Raw genomic sequence first — 16,509 nt, 5'->3', positions numbered from 1 at the left:
TGCAGTCCTTTAACAATCCCGGATTTTATTTTGAAAATTTTTTTAAATATGTTTTTTAAAAATTAAAGGAGGTCCGAGAGCTTTTTGGGTTCGGAATCGCAATAGTCTTTCAGGTAGCAGTAATCGCACCTGTCAGTGTTTTTCTTCTCCGGGATGTATCCCCTGTCTATCTTTTTTGCAGCCGATAACGCTCTAAGCCCCGCTCTCCTGTCGGATGCCGACGGGCGGCAAATCTTCATCTTTCCGTCCGGGACATAGAGCAGGGCGACATCTCCGATGTCATACCCGAATGTTTCTCCTGCGCAGATCGCTGCCATCGCCGAGCGTATCCGGTCGGATTTGTAGATCCCTGTCTCCTGGGCCAGGGACGCCCTGACGATCCCGATCCTCGGTTCTTCTTCGTAGAGGCAGTCGATCTTTCCTATTATCCCGAGTTTGTTCGATCTTACCGGAACGTCGGTTTCGGCTGGGAGCGGCCATTCCGAATTCCTGCATTTATCGAGCCATTCCTGGAAGAGCGGATAGCTGTCGTCACCGATATCCGGGTTGACAATCAGGATCTCGTCCCAGATTTCGTCTTCGCACAGCTCCCTCCCGAGCCTGTACGAGATCTGCTTCGAGATGGTGTATTCGGGCTTCTCGGATCCATACTCGCGGCTCTTTTCAAGATAGTATCTTACCGGGCAGAAATGGCACGAGACAATCCCCGATATAGTTACGAAATCCATGCATTCCCCCTCTGCATTTAATCTTCCCCGATAATTCTTATTGTCGGTGAGGTCTAATAATATCTATGGAAAAGCGCGAAATTACAGTCAATCTTCCGCCTGATCTCGATCCGGTCTACTCGAACAGGATCCAGGTGGCATATAAGGACGATGAGTTCACCTTCGTCTTCCTTCACGAGATCCCGGGAACGAACCAGGCGCGTGCGAAGTCCGTCGTATCGATCAGCCCGAAGCATGCGAAGAACTTCTCGCAGGTCCTTTCTAAGACGATCGTGGATTACGAGGCAAAGTTCGGCGAGATCTCCGCCCATGCGGACTCGAAGGACGAGGCCCAAAACAACGTAACGATCCACGGCTACTCGTAAGGCCTCCGGGATCAATACACCAAACTTATAATTTTAAAGACGCAATACATTAAGGAAACTTCGAGGAAGGTTCGCCGCTGTGGCTTAGCGGTATAGCGGCTGATTCGTAATCAGCAGGTCGGGGGTTCAAGTCCCCCCAGCGGCTTTTTGTCACTCAAGGTTCAAAGCTATTTTTTTCGAAGAAATATTATAGTGAAGGTATACCCCTTTAAAAATGTTTATGAACTTATTTTTTCGAGATTAATGTATAAAAGAATATTAGAAAAAAATTATTTTACATTTAATAATTCATCTAACTTTGAAATGCATTGATCTATTTTTGTATCTCCTTTAGATTTATCATGAAAAACAAGTAATAGACTTAAGATTGCTAAAGATGTAGATAACAAACCCCATAATTCCTCCGAAGGATAATTAAAAACAAAATCACTTGCCCCAATCAATATAATTATACTTAATGTGACGATTGACATAAAAACTGCAAATATTTGTATTGGCGTCACATCTTTGATGTAATTTCTTTTTCCCAATTTCTCTCGAATCAGAAAAATAATAATCGCAATTAAAGAAAGAAAAATTAATAAAATGATAAAAATTTTTAAAGAAATTTGTGCATAAAGACCCGCAATAAACGAGATCAATGCAGTAAGAATAATAATTAATCTAAATAAAGTATCATCAATCATTATTTTCAATTTCTTTTTTAATTCCAATCTCTAAAAATTTATCCTTATTTAGAATCTTATTAAAATTCAGTCTTTACTAGCAATTTCCTATGTTTAGTAGAAAATTGTGTTATTGTTAAATTAAAATGAATTGTTTTGTCGAGATTTTTTATCGAACACCTAGAATATTTTGTAGGTATTTTTGTCTTATAATTTAGGTATATAGATTAATTTATAATTTAATGAATCCATTATTCTGAGTTGCATTGTTTTAAATTTTGTAGTCCATATTCAACATAATTATCAACTATATCCCAAGTATCTGCCATGACCTTAAGTCGTTCTTTTGAAGTAATATGAATCCTATTTCCATGTCTCACAGGGTCTGAAAAATTTTTAATATAATCAATTTTATCCCTTTCAATATTTAGACAATTCCTAAATTTTTCCCATGATTGGTGATCTCTAAGGCTGTATTTAATTACAAAATATTGTCTTAAGGATTCGATGGCTCTAAAACAAAAAAAACCAGTTTGACTAGGATTTTTAATTGATTCTCGCAAATCAGAAAAACTAAATCTTAAGTAGGGTCCATATTCAGAATTAGCCAATTGAATAATTTCAGGAACACCACAAGGTCTTTGTTTTGAAAAATTCTCTATGTCATTTTCAATATTTACACCAAATATTGTTATATTATCTTCAGAATCAATGCAAGAAGTAATTTCAATATCATAACCACACCCATTTGTATAACCAACTGTATCAACCATGAATCTAATGAGCTCACTTACAATATTTCTAAACGTTAAAATATCAACAATTTTTTTATCACATGAAAATCGGGCTGTTATTTGTGAAAGTAGTATTGAAACCATACCCTTGATATGGTAATCTTTCCATTTAATGGCCATATTCAATTTTGAATAGTTTACATTAGCTCGTTCAGGAAAGACTTTGCCAGAAAAGATATATGTATAATTTTTTTCACTCATATCCTAAAAATTGAAATATGGAGATGATATATTTTTGTCATCAAAAATTAATCACTCTCAAATATCAGTTGATACTTTGAATGCTTAGACAGTATTATATTCATTAACCTTTTCCATCTTCATAATTTTCTTAAGCTCTTTTGAAGAATTCCAAAGACGAAGGCCCCATGACTCAGAAAATAAATCCAATGGGTTCAGTCTGGACTTTTCCTAACTCTCCGAATTTTAACAATTTCTCCAACGAAAAAAATAATTGAAACCGGAGCAACCTATAGATCAGGACGGAATCGTATGGAAAAATTCGTCAGGGACAAGATCAACCAGGGTATAGTCGACAGGAGAGAACTTCATTCCCGTTTTTTGGAAAATTGCAGCACTTACGGGTCTTTCACCGAACTGGAAAAGAAGGCGTTCGAAGACGGAGCTCTTTCACGGAAGCACAAGGAGCTCATGGCACTGTCGATATCCATCGTTACAAAATGCGAGCCCTGCATTGAATGGCATGTTCAGCAGGCCCATCTGGCGGGTGCGTCCGAAAAGGAGATCTTCGAGACAATCGATGTCGCAATCGAGATGGGAGGAGGTCCGGCTGCTGCATACTCCCGGTTTGCACTGAATGCCCTGGACTTTCACAAAGAAGGGAAATGAAAGATCCCGAATATCCTGTTATGGTCTTCTTTTTGACGAGATCCTCTCCCAAAAACTCCTCAATTTGAGCTTATTTTGCCGTTTTGAACGGGGTTTTGAAGGTCGCTTTTAAAAAGCGTGAATCTGCCGTTTTTACAGGAATTAAAGCCCGAATTGCATCGATATGATGGCACGCTATCGCCCTGTTTTTTCAGGACGATGTTCATATCGACTGACAAGGAGATCGTGGAATCTGAGGCTTCTGTGTGGATGCTAAAAAACCCGATTTTCGCCTGTTTTGAGGTCTATTTAAGCTTTACTTTATCATCAGGAGTTTTCCGATCACATTTGTTCATGAAAAAAATCCTGAAAATATCTAAAAAAAAGAGATATGATCTCGGGAAAAAGATTCATTTTGAATCTTCATCCTCTTTCTTCCCTTCATCGTTCTTCCTGTGATCAATCCCGTAATACCGGCGAAGGAAAGACCAGACCTTCTCCGAACTGAGCCATTCCCTGTCAAGCTGCCTGACAATCCTGTCGATCTCATAAGCCTGGTTTAGAATCGGCTCCCCGTTCTCACCCGGGGCCATCTCGGCGTTAGCCACGATGATCGTCAGGGGGTTCCTGATCTCGTCGTTCAGAATTGCAAGCTGACCCATATTCTCCTCTATCTGCACGACTGCATTCGCGATCTGCCTCTCCATCTCCAGCCTTTCGATCTCGTCCGTTTCTATCCTGTCAACCATCGCCTTGAAGGAACGTGCCAGCGACTCAATCTCTCCCGTGCCTTTCACATCGATCTTCTGGTCGAGATCGCCCGTCTCTGCAATCTTTCTGCTGACCGCGGTAAGGTCGGAGATAGGTTTGATTATTGTATAATTCAGTGTCAGCAGGGTCAGTGCACTCAGTAAAATCAGTGTGATAATTACATATACGAGGATCTTCACGATCGATTCGTTGATCTTCTGGTTGATGTACTCGGCCGGGAATATCTCGCCAATCTTCCATCCAAGTTCCGGCGATGTGTAATATACAAGATAGTCTCCGTCCAGGAAGATTACCCCCTGCTCCTCATTCAGGAATGCAGGCGTATAGTTCTGCAGGATCCCTTCTATATCCGTAAAAAGGTATGATGAGTTACGGTACGCAAGGATTATCCCGTTGCTGTCGGTGAGGATAATATCCCCCTCTTCCACCGTATTTATGGAGTTAATGTATTCCCTCAGTTTTTCCAGGGTGATGTCCGCTCCGATGACCCCGTAAACCTCGCCGTCCTGATCGACGAGGGCTTTAACGACTCCGAGATTTATATCCGGTGTCGTGACCGAACTGTACGGTTCGGTAACCATAACCTCTCCGGGATTCTCTTTTGCCAGGATATACCACGGTCTTTCACGCGGGTCGTAAGCGGTGTTTCTTGCCCTTTCCTGCGACCTTACGAAAGTGCCGTTCTCCCTTCCCATGTAAACCGAATTCACATACGGATGCGTAGTCTGGTATTCCAGCATTAAATCGATGATATCCTGTTCCTTCTCCCCGATCGAATACTCGAATGTATCTTCCGATGCATTAAGAAAACTTGTAAAATCCGAATCGTCACGTGTCTGTACGACATCTTTCACCGAAAGCTCATTGATGTCGTACTTCGCTTCACTGATCAGGTTTGTAAGTGAAAAATCGATATATTTCAGTTCCCTGATTGAGATATCGGATATTGTATCGAGATTTTGTTTTTCAAGCGAGGACGGCAGGACTACGCCAACCAGGATCAAAACAATAACGGCTATAATGAGGTATAAAAAAATGACCTTTGTTTTAAGATCCATGATAAAGTCTCTATACAATAATTTTGTATTTATTATTTGCTGCACCGCCGGGGTGAAATGCCTGTAATATCGCCGGGCCAAAGCCGATTCAATGAAATCATGATCTTCTCATGAATCATTCGGCACGGACGTGAAGTAATCACAGCAACCGGCCCGGATTTTCCGAATCGGATCACCTGTGTTCTTCTTTGCCATCCTCCTCTTTTTTGTTGTCCTGATCCGTCCTGTTGTGAATCCCGTAGTAGCGGTTGAGGAATTTCCAGACCTTCGTGGACTGGAGCCAGCCCCGGTCGAGAGAATTTATGATCTTATCGATGATCGCGACCTGTTCGAGGATCTTGTCCCTTATCTCCTTGTCCGCCATCTCGGCCCAGGCGACGATCACGGTCAGCGGATTCCTGATCTCGTCATTAAGGATCGCCATATCGCCCATATTCCCTTCGATCTGCTTTATGGAATCAGCCACCTGGATCTCCATATTCTTTCTCTCCTCTTCCTCTTTGCGGATCTTCTCCACCATCGCCTTGAACGAGCAGGCAAGTTTTTTTATCTCCCCGTCCGTCTTCTCCTCGCGAATCTCCTGGTCGAGGTCCCCGGTCTCGGCAATCCTCGTGCTGACCTCGGTAAGGTCAGAAAGAGGCCTGAGAATCGTGCGGTTCAGGATAAACATCGTAATTATGCTGAGGAGGAAGAGGGCAAAGATCACAAAGATGAGGATCTGCAGGATTGAGTCGTTGATCTGCCGGTTGATAACATTGAACGGAATAATCTCCCCGATCTTCCACCCGAGTTCAGGAGATGTATAGTATACGAAATAACCGTCATCTACGACCAGAACTCCTTCGTTCGAGTCAAGGAAGGTCCCGGTCTGGTTGTTGAGCAGATTGCTGATATTTGTAAACAGGGCGGATTGATTTTTACAGGCAATGATTGTTCCGTTGTGATCGGTAAGGACCATCTCCCCTTCATAATCGGTTTCGATTCCCGAAATATAGCCCGTCAGGTTGACAAGGTTAAGATCCGTTCCTACTACGCCGTAGACATTGCTGTCATTGTCGACGAGGGCCTTGGAGATCGCGATCTTGACATACGGCGTCGTAATCGGGATATATGGGTCCGTGATAACAACTTCATCCGGGTTTTCGGTGGCAAGGATATACCATGGTCTCGACCGGGGATCATAGTCTGTAGCATTTTCCCAGGCATAAGACCTGACGAACGCCCCGTTCTCACGGCCCATATATACCGACTGGACGTTGGGATGGCTCACCTGGAATCCCCGCATAATGTCTGCAATATCCTCTTCGACAGTGCTTCCGGAAGAATGAAAAGATTCATCGGATATATTCAGATAATTTGTAAACCCAGAATCATCCGGCGTCCGGACAATCTTATTCAGCGACAACCCGAGGACATCATATTTTGCTTCATTTATATAATTGGAGAGTGCAAAGTCGACATGCATCGACTTTTCGATTGATTTCTCAGAGATGGCATTAAGGTTCTGCTCCTGCAGTGATATTGGCAATATCACCCCTATACACAAAATTATCAGGAGGGTGATGATAACATATAGGATTATAACCTTTGTTCTAAGATTCACAATGCTAAGGGGCGGTAATAAAGTATATATACTTTGTCTTTAGGACAGTCTTATTCTTCCCGGAAATTTACTATATTGTCGATTGAGGATGATTTTGCCGCCGGCAGATTTTAAAAAAAATTATCCCGGATTTTCATCCGGTTCTTTGTCGGTATTCTCAACGTCGCAGGCTCCTTCTCCGCACTGAATCCCGTAATACCGGTGCAGGAACTTCCAGACCTTCTCAGACTGCAGCCATCCCCTGTCGAGATCTGTAATCTTGGAATCAATTTCATATATCTGTTTAAGCAGTAATTCTTTGGTCTTATCATCCTCGACCATCTCGGCCCAGGCGAGGATAACTGTCAGCGGATTTCTGATCTCGTCGTTCAGTATAGACAATTTGCTTATATTATCCTCGATCTGTTTTATTGAAATTGCGACCTGCTTTTCCATCTCTTTCCTTTCCAGGTCGTCCTGGCGGATTGTATCGACCATCGATTTCAGAGAACGGGCAAGTGTCGCGATCTCGTCATCGCCGATATCCGTATTGATCTTCTGGTCGAGATCTTTGGTCTCGGCAATTCTCCTGCTGACTTCGGTTAGTTCTGAAATCGGACTGATCACCGTGCGATTTATCATAAAAATGGTTATTATGCTGAGAAGAACCAGTGCAAATACCACGAAGATGAGGATCTGGATAAATGATTCGTAAATCTGCTCGTTTAAGATCCTGAACGGAATAATCTCCCCGATCTTCCATCCAAGTTCCGGGGATGTATAATAGATAAAATATGAATCGTTAATAACTATAAAGCCTTCATCCGTATTCAGGAAATTATCGGTCTGATCCTTTAGTATATTTTGAATGTCTGAAAAAAGCAGAGATGAATTCCCGCTTGCAAGGATGACTCCGTTCCGGTCGGTCATTATCACTCCTTCTTCATTGTCCGTTTTTATACCTGAGATGTAATTTGTCAGGTTTATCAGGGTGATATCCGTGCCTACAACGCCGTATACGATCCCGTTTTGATCCACAATGGCCTTTGAGATTCCAATCTTTATGTCGGAAGATGTTATTGGTTTATATGGCTGTGTAATTACCACCTCTCCCGGGTTCCCTTTTGCAAGAGTATACCATGGTCTTGTTCTGGGATCATAGGTCGTAATATTTCCCAGTTGCTGTGATCTTATGAATGCTCCGTTTTCATAGCCCAGGTAGGCGGACTGGACATATGGGTGTGTGTATTGAAAATCTCTTAGCACCTTAATGATTTTCTGTTCTGTTTCGTTCGAAGAATACCCGCAATTATCGGAATTATTTAAAAAATTGGAAAATCCGGATGTATCGTCGGTCTCGATATTTTCATTGAGAGACAAGGCGTAGACATCATATTTTGAATGCTCTATATAATTTGTAAGTGCAAAATCTATATGGTTTAGTGTTTCAATCGATTTCTCAGAGATAACATGGATATTTTCGTCCTCTAATGATATAGGGAGGGCTATCCCTATGAATAATATTATCATTAATGTTATGCAAAGATACAGGACTACTACCTTTGTTCTAAGGTCCATTGGTAAGGGGTAATTTAAAATCGTTTATATTTATTATTTCGTATCAGTGGAATATTGTTTTTAACCGGAATTATTGTTAATTTTGATAATCGCGTCGATCTATAAAATATATCAGAATTGCGGGGAATGATCAGTTCATCCCCAAAAATGCCTTATGGAGAAGATCGACCGCCCTCCTGAGAGCTCTTTCAATCTCCCTTAAATGATGGTATATCTCCCCCTTTCTCAATGCATTCATGGGATCTTCGGTATGGAGGAGTTCGGCCATACTTTCGATATAGGTATCATCGATTTCATGCATCGACTTTCTTGCCATCCTGATATATTCTTCAACCTTCGATTCCTCGTTGTTCATTGCCCTGACTGCATCGACCATTAGTCCCGTCCCCCTGAATATCTGTTCGGCCATATTAATTATTGCCTCATCAGGCGAAACACCGAAGGAATACATCTCCCTTGCCGTCTCTTTCGTATGGTTCAGGATATAGTCCATATGCCTCGAGAGGGTATACATGTCCTGCCTGTCAAACGGAGTCGAGAATGCCTCCACCATCTTCTGCTCCAGGTTGTGCCTTAAATCGTCGACTTCTGCTGCAATTTTGTCGATATTCCGGGGATCTTTCAGCGGGACATCCCTGAGCCAGAACACGAACGTTCCTACTCCTTTTTGTGTGCTCTCCGCCTGCTCCTCAAGCATTCCTTTGAAATCGTATTCTGGCGGGAAGATATTGTCGAGGATTTTTATCTTTGCGGTCACCTTCGATTTTCCTGTCATATTATCAGATCCCTGTCAGGTATGAGATGAAGTAGTAGATTGTACCTGATATAACCATTGTAACGGGTATGGTCATTATCATTGCTGTCACGATATCCCGTCCTGTCGACCATTTGACCTTCTTTGGGTTTTCTGCGGCTCCGACACCGATAATCGAGGTCGAAATGATATGGGTTGATGAGACCGGTGCACCCAGGCTGGTTGAAAGAGCTACAGAGATTCCGGAAGACAGCTGGGAATCGAAGGAATGTAGGGGATGTAGTTTGAATATCCTGTCACCGAGCGTTTTCATTATTCTCCACCCTCCGCTAAGCGTACCGAGCCCCAAAAGGACCGCACATATGATCCTTGCCCACAGGGGAACGTCAAGAACCGCCATCTCGCCTGCACTGAACAGTACGAGTGCAATTATACCGAGTTCTTTCTGGGAGTCGTTTGAACCGTTGCTGAACGACATCAATGCAACAGCGATCCAGTTCAGCCGGATGATACTTTTGTTTACAGTGCGTTTTGAATTCCTCAGCATGAATGAAGCTGTTTTTTGAAGCAGATAGCTGCCGACAAAGCCGATTATGACTGAAATTACCAGGAAAAATATTATTTTCGTGAATCCCGTCAGTTCATGCGGCGGAAGGATCAGTTCAGAAAACCCCCAGTACACACTTCCTATTCCTGCTGCCGCTACTGCCGATCCGGTCAACCCTCCGATTAACCCGTGTGTCGAGGATGAAGGGAGACCGAACTTCCATGTTATAAGATTCCAGGCGGTTGCACTTAGCAGACCTACTGCCATAACATATACCGTGGTGATCCCCGAATCTGTGGTGAAAAGTTCCGAGATCGTAAACGCGACCGCCGTTCCCCCGAGCATTGCTCCCAGGAAGGCGAAAAAGGCCACAAAGATGATCCCTTTCCTCGGGCTCGCTGATTTGGATGCGATGAATGTCGCTGCAATGGCGCTTGCATCCTGAAAGCCGTTGGTAAAGGTGAAGAAGAATGCCATCAGGACTGCAATTATGATTATTATCAGCGTACTTTTTGCCTCCTGTACCAAATCCGGATTTGGTCTTCCCTGTTGTCTTATTTTGTCTGCTGATTAAAATTAGTTCGCCCGTATATGATAAGGTTTAAAGATCCGGATTCCGGTACCTTGTTCAGCACTCAGAATACATCATGTCCGGGATCGTTATTTCGAACTTCGCCCCTTTTCCGTAACAGCCTGTCTCATGTATTTCGAGTCCTGTTATTGAAAGGATTTCCCTGATTAAAAAAAGTCCGAGGCCGGTGTTTTTACCGAACCCCTGCCTGAATATCCTCTCTTTGTGTTCATCAGGAATTCCCCTGCCGTCGTCCTCACAGTTCAGTTTGATCCCGTGGGGTATTTTCTCGGAGCAAAAAGTGATCTTTGAGATGCTGCCCCCGTGCCGGATTGCATTATCTGTAAGATTGTAGAATACTTTTTCGAGGAGAGGATCAGCAAAGATTTTCAGATCTCCGCAGCGATTTTTGATTTCAATATTATCATGCCTCAGCATTCCTGACGTGCGATCTATTAGTGCGGAGACGTCCTGCCATGCCGGAGTACTGACACCGATGTCCTGGTAATCCCTTGTAAATAAAATCTGGTGATAAATGGTGTCAGCAGCCTTTTTTTGTTTTTCAAGGTAAACTTTTTGGGTTTCATCCTGGCATCCGGCTGCTGATAGATCGAGGTATCCCAAAAGAACGGTCATCTGGTTGAGGATATCGTGCCGGGTGATGCTGTTTAAAAGGTTTAATTTTTTATTTGCCTCTATCAGGCTCTTTTCAGTCAGTTTCTGTTCTGTTATATTTGTAGAAACTATGGTCACCGCTACGACTTCACTGGTCAGTATATCCTTAACAGGGCAGAATCGTCTTGTAAAATGCGATTTGCCTGATTCATATTCGTCTCTAAGGGTCTCTCCCGTATTGAAAACCTCCCCTACCATCGAGGAGAATTTTTCGGTTTTGCCTTCCGGATGAAATTCCTCGTAATTTCTTCCGATGAAGAGATCTTCACAGTTTATCCCGAGGATCTCCATGTGATGCCTGTTGATTGACAGGTACCTGCAATTGCCGTCGACGATATATGACGAAATATCCTTTTCGAAAGTATCTGCATCGTCAGTCTCGCCGGAGGTAATGCTGGCGGCGATGATCCTTTCGTCATTGATGTCCCTCACGGGTGTGAATGTTCTCAGGTACTTTTTCCCGTTCTTTTCATATTTTTCTTCGATATTTTCTCCTGTAGAGAACAGGCGACGAATATTTCCGGAAAAATTTCCTGTCTCTTCATCTGTATGAAAATCGTTGTAACTCCTTGCTTTGAACAATTCGGCCGATCTTCCGATCCTTTCGAGATGCTTTTTATTCATGAAAAGATAGCGGCATTCCCTGTCGACCATATAGATTGAATCGTCCATCGATTCAACCAGTGATTTATATCTTGCTTCGTTGAGATGTTTTTCAGGATTTTTGTCTTTATGCATCAGGATCTCCGGGATTATTTTTTCCAGTATTTCCACTGTTTCTGTGGGATTTTTGTCGTTGATAAAGATATATTCCGGATCAGCCTGAGTCCCGTCCACATCCGTTTCTCTTTTTTCGAGTCCTGTCAGGAAGATAAACGGAACGTTCTTCCCGGAATCCTGTAATTCTTTAATAAATCCTGGTCCGCCTATTTCAGAAATTGTAAATCCTGAGATGATAAGCCAGTAGTCCTCCTGAAATATCCTTTGTCTTGCTTTTTCTATGGATGTACAGTAATGGGGTTCGATGATCTCTCCGGTTCTCTTAATAATTTTTTCAATAATATTCTGTAATTCCGGATTTTTACAGAGAATTAGTATTTTTTTCAAGAAATAATCACCGCGTTTTTATAATAGGATAATAAAAATTGTATTTATTGAATTATAAAATTGTTTCAACTGTCATGTCCTGTTTAAAAAAAATGAAATATTGTGCCTGCGTATTTGATATTCAACGGGGAAAACTCTGTGCTGGCAGAAGAACTTATTGCAAAATTCAGGATCGATGAAGGTCAGAAAGTTAAACTCAGGGATTATGATACCGGATGGAAAGTGAGTGATGAGATAGCTTACTTCCAGAAGGAAGAGGTAAAAAATAAAGCGAAGGATATTCTTGAAAAAAACCGTGAAGATCTGGCACGCGGGCAGTCCCTTTTGTGGGCGAATAACACCTACTCCCTTCTTGTAATTATTCAGGGGATGGATACGGCCGGCAAAGACAGCCTCATCAAGCATGTAATGTCCGGCGTAAATCCCCAGGGATGCAGGGTGAGCAGTTTCGATGTTCCGTCGAAAGAGGAGCTGGATCATGATTATTTCTGGAGATGCAACCTCAAGCTTCCGAAAAGAGGGGAGATCGGCATCTTCAACCGTTCTTATTACGAAGAGGTCCTGATCACAAAAGTCCACCCGGAAATACTTGAAGGACGCCATCTTCCACAAAAAGAGTTTCACGATGAATTCTGGAAGATGAGATATGAGGATATTAATTCATATGAAAGGCATCTTTCTAACAGCGGAACGGTCGTCCTGAAATTTTTCCTTCATATCTCCAAAGAAAAGCAGAAGGAACGGCTTCTCGCCCGTTTCGAAAACGAGAGCAAATACTGGAAGATATCGCCCTCGGATATTGCGGAGAGAAAGTTCTGGGATAATTACATCAGAGCATACGAGGATATGCTGAATAATACGAGCACAAAGAGCGCTCCGTGGTATATTATTCCTGCCGATTACAAATGGGTTGCAAGGACGATCGTGTCCGATATCATCGCCTCGAAACTAATCTCCCTTCACGATTCATATCCCGCCGTTTCAGAAGAGACCCTGGAGAAGATAAAAAAAGCCGCAGACATGCTGAAAAACGAATGACTTAAAAGAAGAAAAATATCATTTTCAAAATGAAAATCCAACATCTTAATATATCGTAAAACCTAATTTATTGGGCAGAACCTGCAAGGGGCTCGTGGTCTAGCTGGTTATGACGTCGCCTTTACACGGCGAAGATCCTGCGTTCGAATCGCAGCGGGCCCATGTATTATTCTTGTTTTCGAGTATAAAGACCAATTCTCCATTTGTTTTATTTCTAAGCTCATTTAAGGTCGTATCCATCAATCGGGAAGCGTTTAAGCCGTTATTTTTAATATAGTCGTGATTATCTGGATCTATTGTGAGAGACAGTCTTTTTCTAACTCTATGGATCTCACGTTTTTTCGGTTTTTCTCCTTTATTCATTTCTCTTTTCTCCTGTACGTATGTGTACGTACACATGCGTACACTTTGACTTCTGTTTAGTTGGTATTTTTAGACCATTAATGGGGTGTTCTAAAAGTGTAACATGGGGTTTGAAAAGAGGTTCACCTGAATTAGGTATATTATTAAATCATATGGTACAAAAAATAAGTTAATATTATCTTTTTAAAATTGAAGTATTGAGTATGGTAATAATAAATTTACTTCTTTATTCCATTTTGTTTTTATATATACAACCAGTCTTTTATATTATGTCATTCTTAACAGGGCTACAAACATGGATATCTTTGAATTTTTCGGATTTTTGTGATTTATTAGTTGCAGTGGGCACTATTGCCCTAGCAGTTGTCACATTTATTACTCTAATATATAATAAAAAAACTTTAGATTTGTCTCTTGAACAACAGAAAAAAGGCCAAATTCTCGATAGAATTAGATTAATCTTGAATCGTATAAAATCCGAATTAGAAATTGAATCTGAACTTTTCTCTAATAAAAAATATAAATGGTTATCTTATAATAGTCATTGGGGATGCTTAAAATTTTGTAATATAAAATGCCAAAATTTTTATTGCATAGATGATGTTTATCCTGATGCTCCCTATTATTTTCATATTTTGTTAAATGAAATTGCTATAGACCTTCCAGAATTAGATACAAAATTGTCTAGAAGAAGAGATTGTTATAATGAGGTTCATGAAGCTCTAGAAAAGATTAAAGAGTATATTGACTCTAAAAAAATTACTGCCCTAATTAAAGAAAGTCTAAATGATCAGATTAATACTCAACCATATCCCATGGATGAGTTTGAATTAGAGACTTATGATAGGGAGGGAGTATATTGCACTATTTGCTCTAAAGATGGTAGTGATGGTTGTTCAAATATTTTTATATATTTAGATGATATCATCGATTGTATCCATGAAGCTATATTTTATCAAATATTTATTGAATATTCTCAATATATTGAGATAATTCCTGAACCTTCCAGAGGTATTATAATTGATCTTAATCGTAATATAAATGAAATCTTCGAAAAATTAGATAAAAATCATATAGATCCATCAAAGACAGCTATTGAATATAATTTAGAAAAGTTAGCTGATTTAGATGACGAGATAATTACATTAGTTGATCGGCTAATTGAAAAATATCGATCAGAATATAGGCTCTCGCTGAGCGATATAAAAGCTGAGGATTAATTTTGTTCACTTTCATCCTGCACAGGTAGCGAGTTCAGAAGATTATTTTTTTTGATATTATTAGGATTATTGATCTTCTCCTGAGCCCGTATTCTCTTTTAAATCAATTAATTTCTGTAAGGCCTCAACTTTTTCATTTAGTTTTATGAATTGTTCCATAATTGCTTTTTGATTCTCTTTATTTTCTTTTTCATTATAATATGAATTAAGGCTATTAAAATAAAAGACAAATGTTGCAATAATGAACGATATGAGCGAAATTGTTAGAGATAGTGATATTGTTGGTTCAATAAAGCCATTGTAATAAACAATGAATATAGCGAGAAGAAAAGCAAAAAGGCCTAATATCATTAATATTACTGTCAGATTGATCCGTTTATTAGAAGTATTCTTTTTTTTTTCAATTATGAAATAAATCGAAAAAACCACTATTATTGACAGCACAACTGAACTTATTGCCGGAGCCCCCAATCCTTCATGTATTAAACTAGCGAGACCAAAGAGAGTTAAAATCAATGTTAGATATAGAAGAATAAGATTAAAGACTAATTGAAGTTCCATGTTGAATGCTTTGAATTCATGAAATCATAAAGGTATTCTGTATTAACGAAATCTCGTTAATTCTGCTCACTTTCATCCTGCACACATTACGAGTTTAAGAATTCTGTTTAAATTTAGTGGGGGGTTTAGCCTTTGTCCCATATTAGATGTTTTGAAAGTCTGGACATAACCCGTTTCACGAACAAAGGCAAGCCGAAAGATGATCTGGTCACAGGGAGAATAAACCCTTCCTGGCACGGGGTAAGGAGAAAGCACGAAAAAGTATAGATCATGGAGATCCGTTTATACGGGCGAAATTCTCAATTATCCAATAGATAATTATTGTAAAGCCTCTATATAATTATTCAAGCGGGTAATATGATTGAAATTAATCGTAGTGTAAAGGTATATCTTAAGAAAAACCCATCAATCAGCAAAAACGTTATTATTAAGCTTAAAATGTGCCTTGAAGAATATTTATTTGTAAATATAAACTCATGTAACAAACACGAATTGAAAGGAAACTGCAAGGATTACTGGCGTTTACACATCCCTTATAACCATGTCGCGATTTATGTGATTGAAGGAACAAAACCAGACAGACATGCAATAGTTCTAAAGATAATGACTGAAAAAGAGTACCACAATTGGATCAAGTCTTGTTAAATGCCTAATTCTTTTTCTACATCTGAAAGTTTATAACGTGGTTCTTTCATTAATTTTTCTAATTCCTTAACTGCCGCACATTTTTCGATCGGTTTTAGTTCCCGCTCTATGGTCTTGCTTATTGATTCCCTGCCTTTTCTCCGGGACATTATTTCATTGTATATTGAATCTGATATCTCTACGGTCCGCATGTACTCTTTTATCTGTCGCCCCGAATCAAATATTTTTTGCGGTTGATCCAATCGTTGTTATTTTCAATCCGTACAGGCAGATACGTCATCCAGTCAAGGTACTTGATTGCCTTTTTACTCAGGACGATCTCAAAGTTTGAGATTTATCTCACCTTCGCGGAATCGCTTTCAAAGGTGTAAAAGTGCTTGTCTCCCGGATTTTTTTCATGTTGCTGTCAATCTTTTCCACATCCCAGCCCTCACCATATTCTGACGTTTCCATCACCTGATCCGCCATAGTCGAAATCAGGGAATCGTATGACTGGCCTACCTTCCGCAGTCTGGCAAGTTTCATCCGGGTTTCATGGCTTATCGTTATCGTTTCATCATCGGTTGCCATAAGAATATAATTTACATTGAGATGATTTTGGATTTTGCGTGAGAACATGATCCATCCGTGAATCACTTTATGAAATCATCCTTCCTGCA

At 40.6% G+C, this 16,509-nt stretch carries 16 protein-coding genes and 2 tRNA genes; 6 read left to right on the top strand and 12 right to left on the bottom strand.

Annotated features, from left to right (window positions below; translation table 11 throughout):
• Window positions 1-62: 62 nt before the first annotated feature.
• The gene (locus tag MPET_RS09970; protein ID WP_013329900.1) at window positions 63-728 is read right to left on the bottom strand and encodes a CRISPR-associated protein Cas4; all 666 of its coding nucleotides are present in this window, start codon (window positions 726-728) and stop codon (window positions 63-65) included.
• A 65-nt stretch (window positions 729-793) separates the two neighbouring features.
• Between MPET_RS09970 and MPET_RS09965 the strand changes: the two genes are divergently transcribed.
• Window positions 794-1,093, top strand: a complete 300-nt coding sequence (locus MPET_RS09965; protein ID WP_013329899.1) for a DUF3467 domain-containing protein — start codon at window positions 794-796, stop codon at window positions 1,091-1,093.
• A 73-nt stretch (window positions 1,094-1,166) separates the two neighbouring features.
• Window positions 1,167-1,238 (top strand) — tRNA-Thr (locus tag MPET_RS09960).
• Between the two features lie 124 nt (window positions 1,239-1,362).
• Here the strand turns inward: MPET_RS09960 and MPET_RS09955 are convergent.
• Together MPET_RS09955 and MPET_RS09950 are read right to left on the bottom strand one after the other, a co-directional pair.
• Window positions 1,363-1,806: a hypothetical protein gene (locus tag MPET_RS09955; RefSeq protein WP_013329898.1), complete on the bottom strand. Its 444-nt coding sequence runs from the start codon at window positions 1,804-1,806 to the stop codon at window positions 1,363-1,365.
• A gap of 203 nt (window positions 1,807-2,009) precedes the next feature.
• Window positions 2,010-2,753: a hypothetical protein gene (locus tag MPET_RS09950; RefSeq protein WP_013329897.1), complete on the bottom strand. Its 744-nt coding sequence runs from the start codon at window positions 2,751-2,753 to the stop codon at window positions 2,010-2,012.
• A gap of 291 nt (window positions 2,754-3,044) precedes the next feature.
• On the opposite strand from MPET_RS09950, the gene MPET_RS09945 reads away from it, so the two are divergent.
• Window positions 3,045-3,401, top strand: a complete 357-nt coding sequence (locus tag MPET_RS09945) for a carboxymuconolactone decarboxylase family protein (protein ID WP_013329896.1) — start codon at window positions 3,045-3,047, stop codon at window positions 3,399-3,401.
• Window positions 3,402-3,790: 389 nt separating this feature from the next.
• On the opposite strand, the gene MPET_RS09940 is transcribed toward MPET_RS09945, so the two are convergent.
• The 6 genes from MPET_RS09940 to MPET_RS14560 form a co-directional block, all read right to left on the bottom strand.
• Window positions 3,791-5,209 carry a HAMP domain-containing protein gene (locus MPET_RS09940; RefSeq protein WP_013329895.1) on the bottom strand — a complete coding sequence of 473 codons (1,419 nt, stop codon included), beginning with the start codon at window positions 5,207-5,209 and terminating at the stop codon, window positions 3,791-3,793.
• Between the two features lie 172 nt (window positions 5,210-5,381).
• Window positions 5,382-6,743: a methyl-accepting chemotaxis protein gene (locus tag MPET_RS09935; RefSeq protein ID WP_225353883.1), complete on the bottom strand. Its 1,362-nt coding sequence runs from the start codon at window positions 6,741-6,743 to the stop codon at window positions 5,382-5,384.
• Window positions 6,744-6,932: 189 nt separating this feature from the next.
• Complete coding sequence (locus MPET_RS09930; RefSeq protein ID WP_013329893.1) at window positions 6,933-8,369, bottom strand: hybrid sensor histidine kinase/response regulator; 1,437 nt, start codon at window positions 8,367-8,369, stop codon at window positions 6,933-6,935.
• Between the two features lie 130 nt (window positions 8,370-8,499).
• Window positions 8,500-9,144 (bottom strand): DUF47 domain-containing protein, encoded by a 645-nt coding sequence (locus MPET_RS09925; RefSeq protein ID WP_013329892.1) that lies wholly within the window; start codon window positions 9,142-9,144, stop codon window positions 8,500-8,502.
• Between the two features lie 4 nt (window positions 9,145-9,148).
• A complete protein-coding gene (locus MPET_RS09920; RefSeq protein WP_013329891.1) occupies window positions 9,149-10,198 on the bottom strand; it encodes an inorganic phosphate transporter in 1,050 nt (349 codons plus the stop codon).
• A 100-nt stretch (window positions 10,199-10,298) separates the two neighbouring features.
• Window positions 10,299-12,023 carry a hybrid sensor histidine kinase/response regulator gene (locus tag MPET_RS14560; protein ID WP_013329890.1) on the bottom strand — a complete coding sequence of 575 codons (1,725 nt, stop codon included), beginning with the start codon at window positions 12,021-12,023 and terminating at the stop codon, window positions 10,299-10,301.
• Window positions 12,024-12,161: 138 nt separating this feature from the next.
• On the opposite strand from MPET_RS14560, the gene MPET_RS09910 reads away from it, so the two are divergent.
• The 3 genes from MPET_RS09910 (at window position 12,162) to MPET_RS09900 (ending at window position 14,644) form a co-directional block, all read left to right on the top strand.
• Window positions 12,162-13,061, top strand: coding sequence for a PPK2 family polyphosphate kinase (locus MPET_RS09910; protein ID WP_148222220.1), 900 nt, complete (start codon window positions 12,162-12,164; stop codon window positions 13,059-13,061).
• Window positions 13,062-13,149: 88 nt separating this feature from the next.
• Window positions 13,150-13,223, top strand: a tRNA-Val gene (locus MPET_RS09905).
• 470 nt (window positions 13,224-13,693) lie between these two features.
• Complete coding sequence (locus MPET_RS09900) at window positions 13,694-14,644, top strand: hypothetical protein (RefSeq protein WP_187287551.1); 951 nt, start codon at window positions 13,694-13,696, stop codon at window positions 14,642-14,644.
• A 66-nt stretch (window positions 14,645-14,710) separates the two neighbouring features.
• Here the strand turns inward: MPET_RS09900 and MPET_RS09895 are convergent, their stop codons facing one another.
• From MPET_RS09895 to MPET_RS09880, 3 genes are all read right to left on the bottom strand, one after another.
• On the bottom strand, window positions 14,711-15,205 hold the full coding sequence (locus MPET_RS09895) for a hypothetical protein (protein ID WP_013329887.1): 495 nt from the start codon (window positions 15,203-15,205) through the stop codon (window positions 14,711-14,713).
• A gap of 641 nt (window positions 15,206-15,846) precedes the next feature.
• On the bottom strand, window positions 15,847-16,041 hold the full coding sequence (locus tag MPET_RS09885; RefSeq protein WP_013329885.1) for a hypothetical protein: 195 nt from the start codon (window positions 16,039-16,041) through the stop codon (window positions 15,847-15,849).
• 148 nt (window positions 16,042-16,189) lie between these two features.
• Entirely contained in the window at window positions 16,190-16,420 is a 231-nt protein-coding gene (locus MPET_RS09880) for a hypothetical protein (protein WP_187287550.1), read from the bottom strand.
• Window positions 16,421-16,509: the final 89 nt, after the last annotated feature.

It is taken from the genome of Methanolacinia petrolearia DSM 11571 (assembly GCF_000147875.1).
GTDB lineage: Archaea > Halobacteriota > Methanomicrobia > Methanomicrobiales > Methanomicrobiaceae > Methanolacinia > Methanolacinia petrolearia.
This window is presented reverse-complemented; position numbering and strand designations above follow the sequence as displayed.

Excerpts from the sequence above, each read along its gene's own strand:
- MPET_RS09940 (WP_013329895.1), bottom strand. The coding sequence starts at position 5,209 with ATGGATCTTAAAACAAAGGTCATTTTTTTATACCTCATTATAGCCGTT.
- MPET_RS09930 (WP_013329893.1), bottom strand. The coding sequence starts at position 8,369 with ATGGACCTTAGAACAAAGGTAGTAGTCCTGTATCTTTGCATAACATTA.
- MPET_RS09925 (WP_013329892.1), bottom strand. The coding sequence starts at position 9,144 with ATGACAGGAAAATCGAAGGTGACCGCAAAGATAAAAATCCTCGACAAT.
- MPET_RS09950 (WP_013329897.1), bottom strand. The coding sequence starts at position 2,753 with ATGAGTGAAAAAAATTATACATATATCTTTTCTGGCAAAGTCTTTCCT.
- MPET_RS09965 (WP_013329899.1), top strand. The coding sequence starts at position 794 with ATGGAAAAGCGCGAAATTACAGTCAATCTTCCGCCTGATCTCGATCCG.
- MPET_RS09880 (WP_187287550.1), bottom strand. The coding sequence starts at position 16,420 with ATGGCAACCGATGATGAAACGATAACGATAAGCCATGAAACCCGGATG.
- MPET_RS09970 (WP_013329900.1), bottom strand. The coding sequence starts at position 728 with ATGGATTTCGTAACTATATCGGGGATTGTCTCGTGCCATTTCTGCCCG.
- MPET_RS09895 (WP_013329887.1), bottom strand. The coding sequence starts at position 15,205 with ATGGAACTTCAATTAGTCTTTAATCTTATTCTTCTATATCTAACATTG.
- MPET_RS09885 (WP_013329885.1), bottom strand. The coding sequence starts at position 16,041 with ATGCGGACCGTAGAGATATCAGATTCAATATACAATGAAATAATGTCC.
- MPET_RS09945 (WP_013329896.1), top strand. The coding sequence starts at position 3,045 with ATGGAAAAATTCGTCAGGGACAAGATCAACCAGGGTATAGTCGACAGG.
- MPET_RS09900 (WP_187287551.1), top strand. The coding sequence starts at position 13,694 with ATGTCATTCTTAACAGGGCTACAAACATGGATATCTTTGAATTTTTCG.